This is a genomic window from Pseudomonas sp. LBUM1649 (assembly GCF_059716155.1).
Genome location: NZ_CP166807.1, coordinates 6,571,615 through 6,586,269, shown reverse-complemented (window position 1 = coordinate 6,586,269; position 14,655 = coordinate 6,571,615). Strand labels below are relative to the sequence as shown.

Here is a 14,655-nt window from a genome sequence, read left to right as displayed (position 1 = left end):
CTGCCGGTCCGCCTTCGCGAGCAGGCTCGCTCCCACATTGGAATGCATTTCAAATGTGGGAGCGAGCCTGCTCGCGAAGAGGCCTTCGGAATCACCACACGTCCATCTGAACATCTGCCGACTACCCGGGTCCATTGCAGCTGCTAGGCTCAATCCCAAGCCAAACTCGACAGAATCCCGCCCATGCTCGCGCGCCTGCTGTTTTTCTGTGGTCTGTTCATAGCCTCGACTTCGGCCATGGCCATGACCATCTACAAGTCCACCGACGCCAATGGCGTGGTCTCCTACAGTGACCGCCCCACGACAGGCTCCAAGGTGTTCACTTTCCAGGATCGCATGGACGAGCGCCTTGAGCGGCAGGTGTACCTCGTCATCATGAAGAAGGACGGGGTGGACAGCGTGTACGTGCGCAATGACCTGTATGCGCCGGTAGAGATCGAGTTGAGTTTCGTCGGGTTGAAGAACGTCAGTGGTGCGCCGAGTCGACCGATTCGCCGGGTGATGCCGTTGCGCAGCAGCATTCGTCTGGCGCAGCTCACGGCGACCCGGGCCGGAAGTCCGATTGCCTATATCCCCAAGTTCGAATATTCCCTGGGCGACCCCGCAGGCGCCTCCATGGCCTATCGCTACCCGTTGCCCTGGCGTGGCGGGCCGTTTCGGGTCAGTCAGGGCGCCAATGGCGAATATAGCCATTTCGGACCGAAGAACCGTTACGCCATAGACATCGCCATGCCCGAAGGCACACCGATCATTGCCGCGCGAGGCGGTGTTGTGATTAAAACTGAAAACAGTCAGAGCGGGCGTGGCACCGACGCGTCGGGCAATTTTGTGCGGGTGCTGCACGATGACGGGACAATGGGCGTGTACCTGCACCTGAAACAAGGCTCGGTCAGCGTTCGCGAAGGGCAAAGGGTGGCGGTGGGCAGCGCCCTGGCGCTATCAGGCAATACGGGCAACAGCAGCGGGCCACACCTGCACTTCGTGGTGCAGCGCAATACCGGAATGGGGCTGGTGTCGATTCCGTACCAGTTCAATCAGCCGGTAAATGCGTTGCCCAACTTTGCGTTGGGCAAACAGTGAAGGTAAGGAACCCCCTCACCACAACAGCCCTCCGGCTCCTGATCAATCGAGCATCAACACCTTGGCCAGCACAATCTTCGGCCCTTTCATCTTCTTGATGATGATGCGCAGGCCTTCCACTTCCAGCACTTCTTCCTCTTCAGGAACGCGCTTGAGGCTTTCGTAGACCAAACCTGCGAGGGTTTCGGCTTCAACGTGGTCCAGGTCGATACCCAGCAGCCGCTCGACCTTGAACAGTGGCGTATCGCCCCGTACGAGCAGCTTGCCTGGCTGATAGGCGAGGATGCCGCGCTCGGCCTTGCGGTGTTCGTCCTGGATATCGCCCACCAACACTTCCAGCACGTCTTCCATGGTCAGGTAGCCGATGATGTTGCCGTCGGCCTCCTCGACCACGGCGAAGTGCGAGCCGCCCTTGCGGAACTGCTCCAGCAACTGCGACAGCGGCATGTGCCGCGACACGCGCTCCAGCGGGCGGGTCAGTTCGGCCAGGTTGAACGACTCGGGAATGTGGTCCAGGGCCGCCAGTTCCAGCAACAGGTCCTTGATGTGGAGCAGGCCGACGAACTCCTGGCGCTCGCTGTCGTACACCGGATAGCGGCTGAACTTGTGGCGACGGAACATCGCCAGGATTTCCTTGAGTGGCGCGTTGAACTCCAGGGTCACCAGGTCTTCGCGGGAGTTGGCCCAGTCGACCACTTCCAGTTCGCCCATTTCCACGGCCGAGGCCAGTACGCGCATGCCCTGGTCGCTCGGGTCCTGGCCACGGCTGGAGTGCAGGATCAGTTTCAGTTCTTCGCGGCTGTAATGGTGCTCGTGATGCGGACCGGGTTCGCCTTGCCCGGCGATGCGCAGGATCTGGTTGGCGCTGGCGTTGAGCAGGTAAATGGCCGGGTACATGGCCCAGTAGAACAGGTACAGCGGCACGGCGGTCCACAGCGACAGCAGTTCGGGTTTGCGGATGGCCCACGATTTCGGGGCGAGCTCGCCGACCACGATGTGCAGGTACGAAATGATGAAGAACGCGGTGAAGAACGACACACCCTTGACCACTTCCGGCGACTGTACGCCGACCGTCTCCAGCACCGGCTCGAGAATATGCGCGAACGCCGGCTCACCGACCCAGCCCAAGCCGAGGGAGGCGAGGGTGATACCCAACTGGCACGCCGACAGGTAAGCATCGAGCTGACTGTGCACGGTGCGCAGGATGTGCCCGCGCCAGCCGTGTTGTTCAGCGATGGCTTCGACCCGGGTCGAGCGCAATTTGACCATGGCAAATTCCGCCGCAACGAAAAAACCGTTGAGCAAAACCAGGATCAGAGCGAAAAGAATCATGCCGAAGTCGGCGAATATCGTTGCGAGGGTCAAGCCAGGGGAAGGGTCCATGATGGAGTTTTGCGGGTTCCGTGTATTCGAAAGGAAAGAAAAAAGTGCGCCTGAAAAGCAGGCGCAAGTCAGCCAATGTAGCGGCTGACTTGGCAATTGCCTAGTGGCACGTGCTGGCCGGTATCAATCCGTGGTGCTGATAACCCGGGATTTGCTAACTTGGGCCGGGGCGAAATGGCAGGTAAAGGTGCTGCCGTGACCCGGCACGCTGCTGATTTCCATCCGCGCGCGATGGCGCAACAGCACGTGTTTGACGATCGCCAGGCCCAGCCCGGTGCCGCCGGTGTTGGAATTGCGGCTGGAGTCGACGCGGTAGAAACGTTCGGTCAGGCGCGGCAGGTGTTTGCTGTCGATGCCGATTCCGGAGTCCTGTACGCTCAGGTGCGCACCTTGCTCATCGCCCCACCAGCGAATGCGAATGTTGCCTTCGGCCTGGGTATATTTCACCGCGTTGAACACCAGGTTGGAAAACGCGCTGCGCAGTTCAGCTTCACTGCCCTTGAGCAGAATCGCCGGATCGGCTTCCAGGGTGATGCGCTGATTCTTCTGGCCGGACAGCTGTTGAGCGTCACCCTTGATCGATTGCAGCAAGCCATCGATGGCCACCGGTTGGTTGTCCGACGGGTAATCGGTGGCTTCCAGCTTGGCCAGCAACAGCAGGTCGTTGAGCAGGGTTTGCATGCGCCCGCCTTGTTGCTGCATTTGCTGCAGGGCACGGGTCCAGCGCGGGTTCACTTCCTCGACGTTATCGAGCAGGGTTTCCAGATAGCCACAGATCACCGTCAGCGGCGTGCGCAGCTCGTGGGAGACGTTGGCGATGAAGTCTTTGCGCATCTGCTCCAGCTGATGGATACGCGTCACGTCGCGCACCAGCATCAGGTGCTCATTGTTGCCGTAACGGGTGATGTACAGCTGGATGCGCATCCGATCGTTGGTCGGCGAAGGGATTTCCAGCGGTTCGGCGTAGCTGTCCTGCTCGAAGTATTCCTTGAAGCGCGGATGGCGTACCAGGTTGGTCACCGGCTGGCCACTGTCCTGCGGCGTCTTGAGGCCCAGCAGGGTTTCGGCGGCGCGGTTCCACCATTCCAGGTTGCCGTCGCTGTCGAGCATGACCACCGCGTCTTTCAATGCGGCGGTGGACTCCTGGACCCGGTCGATGACCGCTTGCAGGCGCCCGCGAACGCGTTGGTCGCGACGTTGCAGATGGTAGATATTATCGAACACTTCGCCCCACAGGCCGTAGCCATCGGGTGGCGCCTCATCGGGTTTGTGCAGGCGCAGCCATTCGTGCAGGCGCAGCAGTTGCTTGAGGGTCCAGGCCAGGTAAACGCCAAGTCCCGCGGCGAGGCTCCAGCCGTAGTAGCCGGTGATCAGGCCGATCACCAGGCAGGCGGTGACCAGCAGCAGCATGTGGCGAATCAGGGTGCCATGCCAGTTTTGGTTCACTTGAAAGCGCGTCCTTGTCAGCTTGTCGGGCGGTAAAGGTCCGGATCAGGCTTTGGTGGAAAAACGATAACCGGTGCCGCGCACGGTTTGTACCAGGTTTTCGTAGGCATCGCCGAGGGCTTTGCGCAGGCGGCGGATGTGCACGTCCACGGTACGCTCCTCGACATACACATTGCCTCCCCAGACCTGATCCAGCAACTGGCCACGGGTGTAGGCGCGTTCCTGGTGGGTCATGAAGAACTGCAGCAGACGGTATTCGGTCGGCCCCATTTCTGCCGGTTTGCCGTCGATGGTCACGCGGTGGCCAATCGGGTCCAGCAGTAGACCGCCGACTTCGATCGGCGCTTCGCCATCGGAAGGGCCGGCACGGCGTAGAACGGCTTTGAGGCGTGCGACCAGCTCACGCGGGGAAAAGGGCTTGGTGATGTAGTCATCGGCGCCAACTTCCAGGCCCTGGATCTTGTTGTCCTCTTCGCCCTTGGCGGTGAGCATGATGATCGGGATATCCCCGGTCAGCTCGTCGCGCTTGAGGCGGCGCGCCAGCTCGATGCCGGACGTGCCGGGCAGCATCCAGTCGAGCAGGATCAGGTCCGGTTTGCGATCGACGATAATGGCGTGGGCCTGCTGGGAGTTCTCCGCCTCCAGGCAGTCATAGCCGGCCATTTCCAACGCAACGGCGATCATTTCGCGAATGGGCGCTTCGTCGTCGACGATCAGAATGCTCCTGCCAACCATGCCTTAATCCTCTTGTCATTTAACTGTCTTGCGCCGCATTAGATAACGGAATTATTGCAGTCGTGTGACAGTATTTTAGTCGACCGGCGATTGTCATGAACCTGGACTAAGCTCTAAGTCCGAATCCTGACAACCACAAACGGAAGGTTTCCATGAAACACATTGCTCAATCCTGGAAGGCTTTACTGGTTACTGCTGCGCTAACGCTGCCGACCATGGCCTTCGCCGCCGAACCGGCGATGATGAAAGACGGCATGATGGTCGACCATAAAGGCATGACCGTGTACACGTTCGACAAGGACTCGGGCGGCAAGTCGATGTGTAATGACGAGTGCGCCAAGAACTGGCCGCCGATGATGGCACCGGCGGGTGCCGCGGCTACAGGCAAGTGGAGCGTCATCAAGCGCGATGACGGCACGAGTCAATATGCTTACGACGGCAAGCCACTGTATATGTTCGTGAAGGATGAAAAGCCTGGCGACATGAAGGGCGACAAAATGAAGGACGTCTGGCACGTCATGCGCGAATCGCAGAAGTAAAGTTTCACGCATTCGCACATCTGCCCCGGTTTCCGGGGCAGATTTCGATCAGCGCAACCCGTAATCCAGCACAATCCCGACAAAAATCGCCAACCCGGCCCAGTGGTTGTGCAAAAACGCTTTGAAACAGCGCATACGGTCCTTGCCACGGGTGTACCAGAACTCCCAGGCAAAACAGCCCGCCGCCACCGCCAGACCGAGATGGAACCAGCCACCCAGCTCGAATTTCGAGCCGGCCAGCAACAGGCAACCCAACGCCAACCCCTGCAAGGTCAGGATGATCACCCGATCGGCCTCGCCAAACAGGATCGCCGTGGATTTCACGCCGATCTTCAAATCATCGTCGCGGTCAGTCATCGCGTAATAAGTGTCGTAGCCCACCGTCCACATCAGGTTGGCGATGTACAGTAGCCAGGCCGCTGCCGGCAGTTCACCGGTTTCGGCGGTGAACGCCATCGGCATCCCCCAGGAAAACGCTGCGCCCAGCACCACCTGTGGGTAATAGGTGTAGCGCTTCATGAAGGGGTAGCTGAAGGCCAGCGCCAGGCCGCCGAGTGACAACCAGATGGTGGTGGCATTGGTGCACAGCACCAACAGGAAACTCACGCCCATCAGCAGCGCAAAGAACACCAGGGCTTCCCTGGAACTGATCTTGCCGCTCACCAGCGGTCGCTGTTCGGTGCGTTTCACGTGGCCGTCGACTTTGCGGTCCGCCCAATCATTGATCACGCAGCCGCCCGCGCGGGTCAGCACCACGCCAAGGACGAAAATCACGATATTGGCCAGCGATGGCGAACCCTTGCCGGCAATCCACAGCGCCCACAGCGTTGGCCATAGCAGCAGATAAATGCCGATCGGCTTGTCCATGCGCGTCAACTGAATGAAATCCCAGGCCCGGGGATTCAAGCGGTTCAAGGACTTGAGCAGGCTCTGGTACATCAGCAATTCTCCGGATCGGCGCGGGCGGCACTCCACAGGGTCGGCAGGAAGATCTCGGCCACCAGCACACTCAAGGCGCCACGGTCGAAACGCGAGCGACGGCCCCACAGCTCAGGCGTGCGTACTTCGCTTGGCAACCACGCCTGCGGGTAGTGGCAAACCTCAATGGCCCGGCGCTGAAAGGCTTGATCGCAAAACAGCAGCTCACCCAGGGAGCGGCTGCCCAACTCGTCCATGTGCAAGCCGTCACCCTGCAGCGCACTGCGTGCCGCGACGCTGCGGGCAAACACCCAGGCCTCGCCATGACCGCGCAGATACACTTCGCGCACCCAACCCTCACTGCCTTCGGCCAGGTCCAGGGCGGCGCATTCGTCAGCGCGCAGGGTCTGCCAGCCTTCGAACAGCGGCGTGACGCTGAAGCCGTCATTCGACAAACGGGTCAGGCGGCGGGTCAGCGATCCTTCGTCGAACAACCAGCCGAGGGTAGACGTGTCGGGGAGGGGAGCGAGTTGGCTTCTGGTCACCCAGAATGGGGATTTTGAGTGCGGCACAGTGAGTCATTATTGGCAGCAAATGAGGCGGCGAGCTTACCATGTCAGCTAATAAGTTTGAGTGATCTGGCCACCCATGCGCTGAACACGCTTGCATCTGTAGAGCTCGATCAGTAAAAAACGCTTTGAGCGCGATGGCAGTGCAGTAACCATCGACCGTCCGCGCCGGCAATAGCCTGAATCCTGAGGAAATACCTGAATGAAAAAGTGGCAATGTATCGTCTGCGGCCTGATCTATAACGAAGCCGACGGTTGGCCCGATGACGGCATTGCGCCGGGCACCCGTTGGGAAGATGTCCCGGCAGACTGGCTGTGCCCGGACTGCGGTGTGGGCAAAATGGATTTTGAAATGATCGAAATCGCCGCCTGAATAACTGAGGAGTCATGCATGAACGCACCTGTCGTAATCGTTGGTACCGGGCTGGCTGGCTACAATGTCGCCCGCGAGTTTCGCAAACTCGACAGCGAAACTCCGCTCCTGCTGATTACAGCCGATGATGGGCGTTCCTACTCCAAACCGATGCTCTCCACCGGTTTCGGCAAAAACAAGGATGCCGACGGCCTGAGCATGGCCGAACCGGGCGCCATGGCCGAGCAGTTGAAGGCCGAAGTGCGTACCCATACCCGCATCAGCGGCATTGACCCTGGCCACAAGCGTCTGTGGATCGGCGAAGAATCGGTCATTTACCGTGACTTGATCCTGGCATGGGGTGCGGAAACCGTGCGCGTGCCCATCGAAGGTGACGCGGCGGATTGCGTGTTCCCGATCAACGACCTGGAAGACTACGCGCGCTTTCGCGCGGCAGCGGCCGGCAAGCGTCGGGTGTTGCTGCTGGGCGCCGGCCTGATCGGCTGCGAATTCGCCAACGACCTGACCCTGGGTGGCTACGAGGTGCAATTGGTTGCACCGTGCGAGCAGGTCATGCCGACCCTGTTGCACCCGGCGGCGGCCGCAGCGGTCCAGGCCGGGCTGGAAAGCCTGGGTGCACGCTTCCACCTCGGGCCGGTGCTCAATCGCCTGCAACGCGTCGAAGACGGTCTGGAAGCGCATCTGTCCGATGGTCAGGTCATCCCGTGCGACGTGGTGGTCTCGGCCATTGGCCTGCGTCCGCGCATCGACCTGGCCGCCGCTGCCGGCCTGCAAGTCAATCGCGGCGTAGTGGTCGACCGTCACCTGCAAACTTCCCATGCCAACATCTACGCCCTGGGCGACTGTGCCGAGGTCGATGGGCTGAATCTGTTGTACGTGATGCCCCTGATGAGCTGTGCGAGAGCGCTGGCCCAGACCCTCGCCGGCAACCCGACGGTGGTCAACTATGGCCCGATGCCGATCACCGTCAAAACCCCGGTGTGCCCATTGGTGGTATCCCCGCCACCACGGGGTACAGAGGGCGTCTGGACAGTCGAAGGGCAGGGTGCCGACATCAAGGTTTTATGCCGCGATACCCACGGCAAACTGCTCGGTTATGCCCTGACAGGCGCGGCCGTGATGGAAAAACTGACCCTCAACAAAGAGCTTCCGGCACTGCTGGCGTAAATACCGGTCGTTCTGTCGGAATCACCCCCCTTTTGCCCATACATTGGCCGCGCCGACACTGGCGCGGCTCCTCGCTGCGTGCCATCCTCACTCCCGTCTGCCGCAGAGTAGAGCACCTGCGGCGCTTTGGGCGCTGCTCCACAGAGAGCGGCACGGACATAACAACAAAAAACCGTCGAAGGGGCTTCACTAATATGCGTAAACCAGAACTCGCCGCAGCCATTGCTGAAAAAGCCGATCTCACCAAAGAGCAGGCCAACCGCGTCCTCAACGCCGTTCTCGAAGAAATCACCGGCGCCCTGCACCGCAAAGACAGCGTGACGCTGGTAGGTTTCGGCACCTTCCTGCAACGCCACCGCGGCGCCCGCACCGGCAAAAACCCGCAAACCGGTGAGCCGGTTAAAATCAAGGCCAGCAACACTGTTGCGTTCAAGCCGGGTAAGTCGTTGAAGGATAGTGTTAATCCGTAATCCGCATCCCTTAAGCGGGGTCGTGAAAAAATGGGCACGCCAACGGGGTTGGGTGCCCATTTTTTTTGGCGTTGACTGTAACGCCAAGGAGTTCATCCATAACCCAGCGTCATGAGGGAAATGTCCGATAGTTTTGTGGGATGGAGGAGTGAAAGATCGTCCGAACGCGGCCCGAACCTTCGGCAGCTCCAAGAATGTGTTTCTTGAGGTGTAGGATCGGCGTGGGGGGGGCCAGCCCAGAGAGAAGGCACGATTGGTTCTACGTTGTCATTCTACTTATGGCCTAGGCGATTTTGCCTCTAAGCAGCTAGTTTAATATCGTTAAACACGGCTCGAAAATGATGAAATTCCTTACAAAATTGAGGAAGCATCCGACGCTTTTTTAAGGTTGGCCGTCGGAAGCGAGACGGTTAGCGTGGTCACTCCCAATATTCCTCGGAGATGCACCATGCCCAAGGTCAACGAATTGCCTGCCGGATCTACAGCCGAAAGCACTACGCCGTACATGTCCGCGACTTCGAGAAGGTTGCACCATGCTGCCAATCGCGCCTTGGACCATTACCTGAAACCCAATGCCCTGGTCATGACCGGGGCTCATACGCCAAGCACGATCTTTGTCGTGGCGCCGGACATCGACAACGAAACGCTATTGGCCCACGCCTGTGAGTCGTTGGCGTCGGCGAGTGTGATGGCGAGTGAAATCGCCGCGGTGCTGGAAGGGGCGCACCGTAGCACGCTGCTGGCGCTTCAGCAGGTGATCATGCTCGGTGAGCTGGCGGTGAATCGGGTACTAGATAACGTCGCCCCGTCGCACCCTGCTTGAGTCCCAAGACGAGAGCTTTCGTCAGTGACTTGGTAGTCATCGGCGTCAAAAAACGTAGCATCTCCGCCTAACGTAACTCGAAGGTGGCATTCTGGCTTTTAATCGATACACTGCGCCGGCCGTTCATTTTTCTTTTGAGGCTGTGCGCATGAAATTTCGTTTTCTGCTGTGGATGCTGGGTGTATTGATGGGCAGGGCCAGTCGTTCCAATCCTGCGTTCCAGCAGCAGTTGGGTGACAAGGCGTTGGTGTTTCAGCTGCAGACCCTTGACGGGAAAGTAGCGCGGCACTTCCGAGTGAAGGATCAGCGCATAACCAGCAAGGCGGGCGTTTATGCCGAGCCGGCGTTTGCGATTGCCTTCAAGGACGCCGCCTACGGCTTTGCCACGATGCAGGCCAAGAACAAGCAATTGGCATTCATGACCGGGATTCAAGACAAGTCGATTCAGATCAAGGGCAACCCGGCGCTGGTGATCTGGTTCCAGGGGCTGACCAAGTATTTGAAGCCGCGCAAAGCCAAAGCTTGAGGTGGTCAGCTAGACCGAGTTGGATTCATCGCGAGCAAGCTCGCTCCCACAGGGATCATGCATCCTGTGGGAGCGAGCTTGCTCCGCGGCGGCGTTCCGACGATGTTTTAGCCCTGGCTGAATTGCGAGGCCAGTTCACGCAGCAACACTTCAGCTTCCAGCACTTTGCTAACCACGTCTTCGGCTTTGGCACGGCTCAGGCCGAGACGCTCCAGCAGGGCGTCCGGAATGTCTTCGTCCGGTCCGGAGCCAATGCCTCGGCTGCGCAGCAGGCGTACGGCCAGGCAAACCAGGTTCGGGTACTCGGCGTAGGTGCCGTCGTAGGCTGGGTCGTGCTGGAAGCGCAGCGCGGTGGTGAGTTCTTCCGGCATGTCCCAGTAGCGCATCAGCCATGAGCCGATCTGTTCACGGCTGATGCCCAGCAGGTGTTGCTCGATGTAGCTGTGGCACAGGTGTGGGTTGACCTCCATGTGACGGCAGATCAGCGAGAAGTGCGGCGGGAACACGTGGGCCAGCAACAGGTAGCCGAAGTTGTGCAACAGGCCCGCCAGGTAGGTCAGGCCCGCTTCCGGGCGCTGGAGGCGGGGCATGGCTCGAGTCAGGCCTTCGATGACTGCGGCCGTGTAGATCGATTGCTGCCAGTACGGGGTGCTGTGTTGCGGGCGGTCCTTGGGCAGGCTCAAGGTTTTGCCCAGGGCCAGGCCCAGCGCCAGGTTGATCACCAGGTCGAAACCCAGTACGCGAACGATCGCGTCTTCTACCGAACGAATCTTGCCCGGTGAGGCGTAGTACGGGGATGCAGCCCAGCTCACCACCTGTGCGGCCAGCGCCGGGTCGGTTTCGACCACGCCGGTAATGTCGTCGATGGTGGCGTTGGGGTCGACGCGCAGTTTGATGATCTTCTGTGCCGTTTCGGCCAGCGGTGGAATCTCGATGGTCGCTTCCAGTCGTTGCTGGATACGTCGCGCAGTGAACGCCTGGACGGCCTGGGAGATTTCCTCGCGGTCATCGTCAGGGCGATCGAGGTTGGGGCGGATGCTGCTCAGGTTCTCGCCGAAGTTGGCGGCGCTGGCCTTGGTCAGCATGGACCTGAAGGCTTCACTGGTGATCTCCAGCAGCACGCCCGGCTCACCCGAATTGACCAGCACCATGGGCTCGCGCAACAGACTTTCTTCATACAGGCAGGGCGAGCTGGTCAGCGAGGGCAGGCCCGGTAGCAGGCTCAGGTTGTGTTTGCCGAGCATTTTCTCCAGACGCTCGGTCGACACGGCCGTGAGGCGGCGGCCCGTGAGTTCGGTCAGGCGATTGAGGTCCAGCAATTGACTCTGCGGGAACAGCACCATCAGCGCACCGACACTGTCATCAAGCAGCACGGCCTGGACTTTGCGCGCGGCGTTCAGGACGTGATGATCGAGCACTTCTTCGAAGGCAATGCCCATTTTGCCCAGCAGCAGCCGAATGACCGACGGAGCGTGCGGGGTAGCGGGTGCGAGGGCAACTTCGGTCATGGTCTGTATCCGTTTTAAAACAATTTCAGGAGTATAACCAGCTTGCTCAAAGCCATGGTCTGGAAACTGAGACGGTGCTCACACTTGGCCGTATTGCTGCCCATGGCGCAACCAGCGGTCAAGTAACGGGCTGACATGCTCAGGCCAGCGTTCCAGCAGGGCTTGGGCGGCGTCGCGTACGGCAGGCAGCAGGTCGGCGTCGCGCATCAGGTCGGCGACCTTGAATTGAAGCAGGCCGGTTTGCCGTGTGCCGAGCATTTCGCCGGGACCGCGCAATTCGAGGTCTTTTTCGGCGATCACGAAGCCGTCGTTGGTTTCGCGCATGATACCCAGTCGCTGGCGTCCGATCTGTGACAACGGCGGATGATAAAGCAGCACGCAATGACTGACCGCGCTACCCCGTCCGACGCGGCCGCGCAGCTGGTGCAGTTGCGCCAGGCCCAGGCGTTCGGGGTTTTCGATGATCATCAGGCTGGCGTTGGGCACGTCCACGCCGACTTCAATCACGGTGGTGGCGACCAGCAGCTGCAGGTTGCCAGCCTTGAATTGAGCCATCACTTCGGCTTTTTCGGCAGGTTTCATGCGGCCGTGAATCAGGCCCACTTTCAACTCGCCGAGGGCCGCGGTGAGGTCTTCGTAAGTGGTTTGCGCGGCCTGGCAGGTCAACTCTTCCGACTCTTCGATCAGCGTACATACCCAGTAGGCCTGACGCCCTTCGGCGCAGGCGCCGCGCACCCGCTCGATGACTTCTACGCGCCGGGTGTCGGTGATCAGTACGGTATTCACCGGGGTTCGGCCAGGCGGCAATTCATCGAGGATCGAGGTGTCGAGATCGGCGTAGGCGCTCATGGCCAAGGTACGAGGGATCGGCGTGGCGGTCATGATCAGCTGATGCGGGCACATGCGCCCGCCGACACCTTTCTGCCGCAACGCCAGGCGTTGTTGCACGCCGAAACGGTGCTGTTCATCGATGATCACCAGCGCCAGGTTCTGGAACTGCACTTCGTCCTGGAACAGCGCGTGGGTGCCGACCACCATGGGTGTGCCGCTGGCGATCTGCTCCAGTGCAGCCACGCGGTTCTTTCCCTTGAGCTTGCCGGCCAGCCAGGCGACTTCGATGCCCAGCGGTTCGAGCCAGCGCTTGAAGGTGATGTAGTGCTGTTCGGCGAGAATCTCGGTCGGCGCCATCAGCGCGACCTGATAACCCGCTTCCAGGGCCTGCAATGCGGCAAGGGCGGCGACCACTGTTTTGCCGGCGCCGACGTCACCTTGAATCAGCCGCAGCATCGGCTCGTGCTGACTGAGGTCGTAGGCGATTTCGTTGCCGACCCGCTGCTGTGCGCCCGTAGGACTGAAGCCGAGGTTGGCCAGGTACCTGGCCGGCAGCCGGGTGGCCTTGGGCATCGCCGGTGCGCGCAACGAGCGCATGCTCTCGCGCAGGCGTTGCTGGGACAGTTGATGGGTCAGCAGTTCTTCGAAGGCCAGGCGATGCTGGGCCCAGTGATGACCCAGGGCGAGTTCGTCGACGTCGGCATCGGCAGGCGGGTTATGCAGGTAGCGGATCGCATCGGCCAGCGGCGCCAGTTGGTAATCCCGGGCCAGTTCCTTTGGCAGCCAGTCGGGCAGGCTGCTGGGACCGAGCAGGGTCAGGGTTTGCATGCACAGTTGGCGCAGGCGTTGTTGCGTCAGACCCTCGGTGAGCGGGTACACCGGGGTCAGGGTTTCATCCACGGGCGGCGGTTCGTCGCCGGTAATGGCGCGGTATTCCGGGTGGTAGATTTCCAGTCCTGACGCACCGGGCCGCGCTTCGCCGTAGCAGCGAATCCGCGTACCGCGCTTAAGGCCTTCTTTCTGTGCATTGCTGAAGTGATAGAAGCGCAGGCTGAGCCCGCCGGTACCGTCCTGCAGGCGCACCACCAGGCTGCGGCGTCGGCCCATGACCACATCGGCACCGCTGACGGTGCCTTCGATCACGGCATCTTGCCCTGGGCGAAGCGCGCCGATCGGCACTACGCGAGTGCGATCCTGGTAACGCAGCGGCAGATGAAACAGAACGTCCTGGAGATTTTCCAGGCCGACCTTGGCCAGTTTTTCGGCCATGGCTTCGCCAACACCCTTGAGTGCTGTCACCGACACTTGCGACAACTCGGTCATGGCTTTGCTTAACCGGCCGTTACCGGTGCCGCGGGTTTGGCCACCGAGCACAGGCGAATGGAGTCAGCGAGGATTTCAATGGCCTTGGGCCGCGGGAAGCTCGCACGCCAGGCAATGGCTACGGTGCGGAATGGCACCGGCGCCGACAGCGGTCGAACCTCGATCACGCCGGGGGCGTAGTGATGGCTGTCGACCGCCGACAGCGGCAGGATCGAAATGCCGAGGCCGGAAGCAACCATGTGGCGGATGGTTTCCAGCGAGCTGGACTCCACCGTGGTGTGCTTGGCGCCGTCGTTGCCCTTGGTCAGGGTCGGGCAGGCTTCGAGTACCTGGTCCCGGAAGCAATGGCCTTCGCCGAGCAGCAGCAAGCTCTTGTCATTGAGCAGGCTGGCGTCGATGGATTCTTTCTGCGTCCATGGGTGCTGAGCCGGCATCAGGACATAGAACGGCTCGTCATAGAGCTGCAAGGTCAGCACGTCGGCTTCGTTGAACGGCAGGGCGATGATGATCGCGTCGAGTTCGCCGTTACGCAGTTTGTCGCGCAGCACGTGGGTGAAGTTTTCCTCGATGTACAACGGCATCTGCGGGGCAACCCGGTGCAGTTGCGGAATCAGGTGCGGGAACAGGTACGGGCCGACGGTATAGATCGCGCCGACCTTGAGCGGCGCGGTCAGCTGGTTCTTGCCAGCCTGGGCAAGTTCGCGGATGCCTTGGGCCTGTTCGAGCACTTTTTGCGCCTGGGCGACGATGCCTTCGCCGACCGGGGTCAAGCGCACGGCGCTTTTGCTGCGCTCGAAAATCAGCACACCGAGTTCGTCTTCAAGCTTTTTCACGCCCACCGACAGGGTCGGCTGGCTGACGTGACAACGCTCGGCGGCATGGCCGAAGTGTTGTTCTTGGGCGAGCGTAACGATGTAGCGTAATTCTGTGAGGGTCATAGCAAGCGTCCATGAAGTTGCGGGCC

At 60.6% G+C, this 14,655-nt stretch carries 15 protein-coding genes; 7 read left to right on the top strand and 8 right to left on the bottom strand.

Annotated elements, in window-relative coordinates:
* The first annotated feature begins 183 nt into the window (after nucleotides 1-183).
* Nucleotides 184-1,080, top strand: coding sequence for a peptidoglycan DD-metalloendopeptidase family protein (locus ACA058_RS30620; protein WP_497637227.1), 897 nt, complete (start codon nucleotides 184-186; stop codon nucleotides 1,078-1,080).
* 42 nt (nucleotides 1,081-1,122) lie between these two features.
* Here the strand turns inward: ACA058_RS30620 and ACA058_RS30615 are convergent, their stop codons facing one another.
* The 3 genes from ACA058_RS30615 to phoB form a co-directional block, all read right to left on the bottom strand.
* On the bottom strand, nucleotides 1,123-2,463 hold the full coding sequence (locus tag ACA058_RS30615) for a hemolysin family protein (RefSeq protein WP_274073736.1): 1,341 nt from the start codon (nucleotides 2,461-2,463) through the stop codon (nucleotides 1,123-1,125).
* A gap of 123 nt (nucleotides 2,464-2,586) precedes the next feature.
* Nucleotides 2,587-3,873 carry a phosphate regulon sensor histidine kinase PhoR gene (gene phoR, locus ACA058_RS30610; RefSeq protein ID WP_497640028.1) on the bottom strand — a complete coding sequence of 429 codons (1,287 nt, stop codon included), beginning with the start codon at nucleotides 3,871-3,873 and terminating at the stop codon, nucleotides 2,587-2,589.
* A gap of 81 nt (nucleotides 3,874-3,954) precedes the next feature.
* Nucleotides 3,955-4,644: a phosphate regulon transcriptional regulator PhoB gene (phoB, locus tag ACA058_RS30605; RefSeq protein WP_008064504.1), complete on the bottom strand. Its 690-nt coding sequence runs from the start codon at nucleotides 4,642-4,644 to the stop codon at nucleotides 3,955-3,957.
* A gap of 152 nt (nucleotides 4,645-4,796) precedes the next feature.
* Between phoB and ACA058_RS30600 the strand changes: the two genes are divergently transcribed.
* Entirely contained in the window at nucleotides 4,797-5,183 is a 387-nt protein-coding gene (locus ACA058_RS30600) for a COG4315 family predicted lipoprotein (protein WP_497637226.1), read from the top strand.
* A gap of 48 nt (nucleotides 5,184-5,231) precedes the next feature.
* Here ACA058_RS30600 and ubiA read toward each other — a convergent pair whose 3' ends face one another.
* Nucleotides 5,232-6,122, bottom strand: coding sequence for a 4-hydroxybenzoate octaprenyltransferase (gene ubiA / locus ACA058_RS30595; RefSeq protein WP_497637225.1), 891 nt, complete (start codon nucleotides 6,120-6,122; stop codon nucleotides 5,232-5,234).
* Complete coding sequence (locus ACA058_RS30590; RefSeq protein WP_497637224.1) at nucleotides 6,122-6,673, bottom strand: chorismate--pyruvate lyase family protein; 552 nt, start codon at nucleotides 6,671-6,673, stop codon at nucleotides 6,122-6,124. The genes ubiA and ACA058_RS30590 overlap by 1 nt, the downstream gene beginning before the upstream one ends.
* 199 nt (nucleotides 6,674-6,872) lie before the next feature.
* On the opposite strand from ACA058_RS30590, the gene ACA058_RS30585 reads away from it, so the two are divergent.
* From ACA058_RS30585 to ACA058_RS30565, 5 genes are all read left to right on the top strand, one after another.
* Nucleotides 6,873-7,043 (top strand): rubredoxin, encoded by a 171-nt coding sequence (locus tag ACA058_RS30585; RefSeq protein WP_007995385.1) that lies wholly within the window; start codon nucleotides 6,873-6,875, stop codon nucleotides 7,041-7,043.
* An 18-nt stretch (nucleotides 7,044-7,061) separates the two neighbouring features.
* On the top strand, nucleotides 7,062-8,210 hold the full coding sequence (locus ACA058_RS30580; RefSeq protein WP_497637223.1) for an NAD(P)/FAD-dependent oxidoreductase: 1,149 nt from the start codon (nucleotides 7,062-7,064) through the stop codon (nucleotides 8,208-8,210).
* A 194-nt stretch (nucleotides 8,211-8,404) separates the two neighbouring features.
* Nucleotides 8,405-8,680: an HU family DNA-binding protein gene (locus tag ACA058_RS30575; RefSeq protein WP_003213368.1), complete on the top strand. Its 276-nt coding sequence runs from the start codon at nucleotides 8,405-8,407 to the stop codon at nucleotides 8,678-8,680.
* Between the two features lie 448 nt (nucleotides 8,681-9,128).
* Nucleotides 9,129-9,503 carry a DUF6124 family protein gene (locus ACA058_RS30570; RefSeq protein WP_497637222.1) on the top strand — a complete coding sequence of 125 codons (375 nt, stop codon included), beginning with the start codon at nucleotides 9,129-9,131 and terminating at the stop codon, nucleotides 9,501-9,503.
* Between the two features lie 148 nt (nucleotides 9,504-9,651).
* Entirely contained in the window at nucleotides 9,652-10,029 is a 378-nt protein-coding gene (locus tag ACA058_RS30565; protein ID WP_497637221.1) for a helicase, read from the top strand.
* Between the two features lie 107 nt (nucleotides 10,030-10,136).
* Here the strand turns inward: ACA058_RS30565 and ACA058_RS30560 are convergent, their stop codons facing one another.
* The 3 genes from ACA058_RS30560 to ACA058_RS30550 form a co-directional block, all read right to left on the bottom strand.
* Nucleotides 10,137-11,537 carry an aminoacyl-tRNA deacylase and HDOD domain-containing protein gene (locus ACA058_RS30560; RefSeq protein ID WP_497637220.1) on the bottom strand — a complete coding sequence of 467 codons (1,401 nt, stop codon included), beginning with the start codon at nucleotides 11,535-11,537 and terminating at the stop codon, nucleotides 10,137-10,139.
* A gap of 78 nt (nucleotides 11,538-11,615) precedes the next feature.
* Nucleotides 11,616-13,691: an ATP-dependent DNA helicase RecG gene (gene recG, locus ACA058_RS30555; RefSeq protein ID WP_497637219.1), complete on the bottom strand. Its 2,076-nt coding sequence runs from the start codon at nucleotides 13,689-13,691 to the stop codon at nucleotides 11,616-11,618.
* An 8-nt stretch (nucleotides 13,692-13,699) separates the two neighbouring features.
* Nucleotides 13,700-14,629, bottom strand: a complete 930-nt coding sequence (locus tag ACA058_RS30550) for a hydrogen peroxide-inducible genes activator (protein WP_497637218.1) — start codon at nucleotides 14,627-14,629, stop codon at nucleotides 13,700-13,702.
* Nucleotides 14,630-14,655 lie beyond the last annotated feature (26 nt).

Bases quoted from the DNA above. Each gene is read 5' to 3' on its own strand.
- ACA058_RS30575 (WP_003213368.1), top strand. From the start codon at position 8,405: ATGCGTAAACCAGAACTCGCCGCAGCCATTGCTGAAAAAGCCGATCTC.
- ACA058_RS30560 (WP_497637220.1), bottom strand. From the start codon at position 11,537: ATGACCGAAGTTGCCCTCGCACCCGCTACCCCGCACGCTCCGTCGGTC.
- ACA058_RS30570 (WP_497637222.1), top strand. From the start codon at position 9,129: ATGCCCAAGGTCAACGAATTGCCTGCCGGATCTACAGCCGAAAGCACT.
- ACA058_RS30600 (WP_497637226.1), top strand. From the start codon at position 4,797: ATGAAACACATTGCTCAATCCTGGAAGGCTTTACTGGTTACTGCTGCG.
- ACA058_RS30580 (WP_497637223.1), top strand. From the start codon at position 7,062: ATGAACGCACCTGTCGTAATCGTTGGTACCGGGCTGGCTGGCTACAAT.
- ubiA (WP_497637225.1), bottom strand. From the start codon at position 6,122: ATGTACCAGAGCCTGCTCAAGTCCTTGAACCGCTTGAATCCCCGGGCC.
- ACA058_RS30565 (WP_497637221.1), top strand. From the start codon at position 9,652: ATGAAATTTCGTTTTCTGCTGTGGATGCTGGGTGTATTGATGGGCAGG.
- ACA058_RS30620 (WP_497637227.1), top strand. From the start codon at position 184: ATGCTCGCGCGCCTGCTGTTTTTCTGTGGTCTGTTCATAGCCTCGACT.
- ACA058_RS30585 (WP_007995385.1), top strand. From the start codon at position 6,873: ATGAAAAAGTGGCAATGTATCGTCTGCGGCCTGATCTATAACGAAGCC.
- phoB (WP_008064504.1), bottom strand. From the start codon at position 4,644: ATGGTTGGCAGGAGCATTCTGATCGTCGACGACGAAGCGCCCATTCGC.
- phoR (WP_497640028.1), bottom strand. From the start codon at position 3,873: ATGCTGCTGCTGGTCACCGCCTGCCTGGTGATCGGCCTGATCACCGGC.
- ACA058_RS30550 (WP_497637218.1), bottom strand. From the start codon at position 14,629: ATGACCCTCACAGAATTACGCTACATCGTTACGCTCGCCCAAGAACAA.
- ACA058_RS30615 (WP_274073736.1), bottom strand. From the start codon at position 2,463: ATGGACCCTTCCCCTGGCTTGACCCTCGCAACGATATTCGCCGACTTC.
- recG (WP_497637219.1), bottom strand. From the start codon at position 13,691: ATGACCGAGTTGTCGCAAGTGTCGGTGACAGCACTCAAGGGTGTTGGC.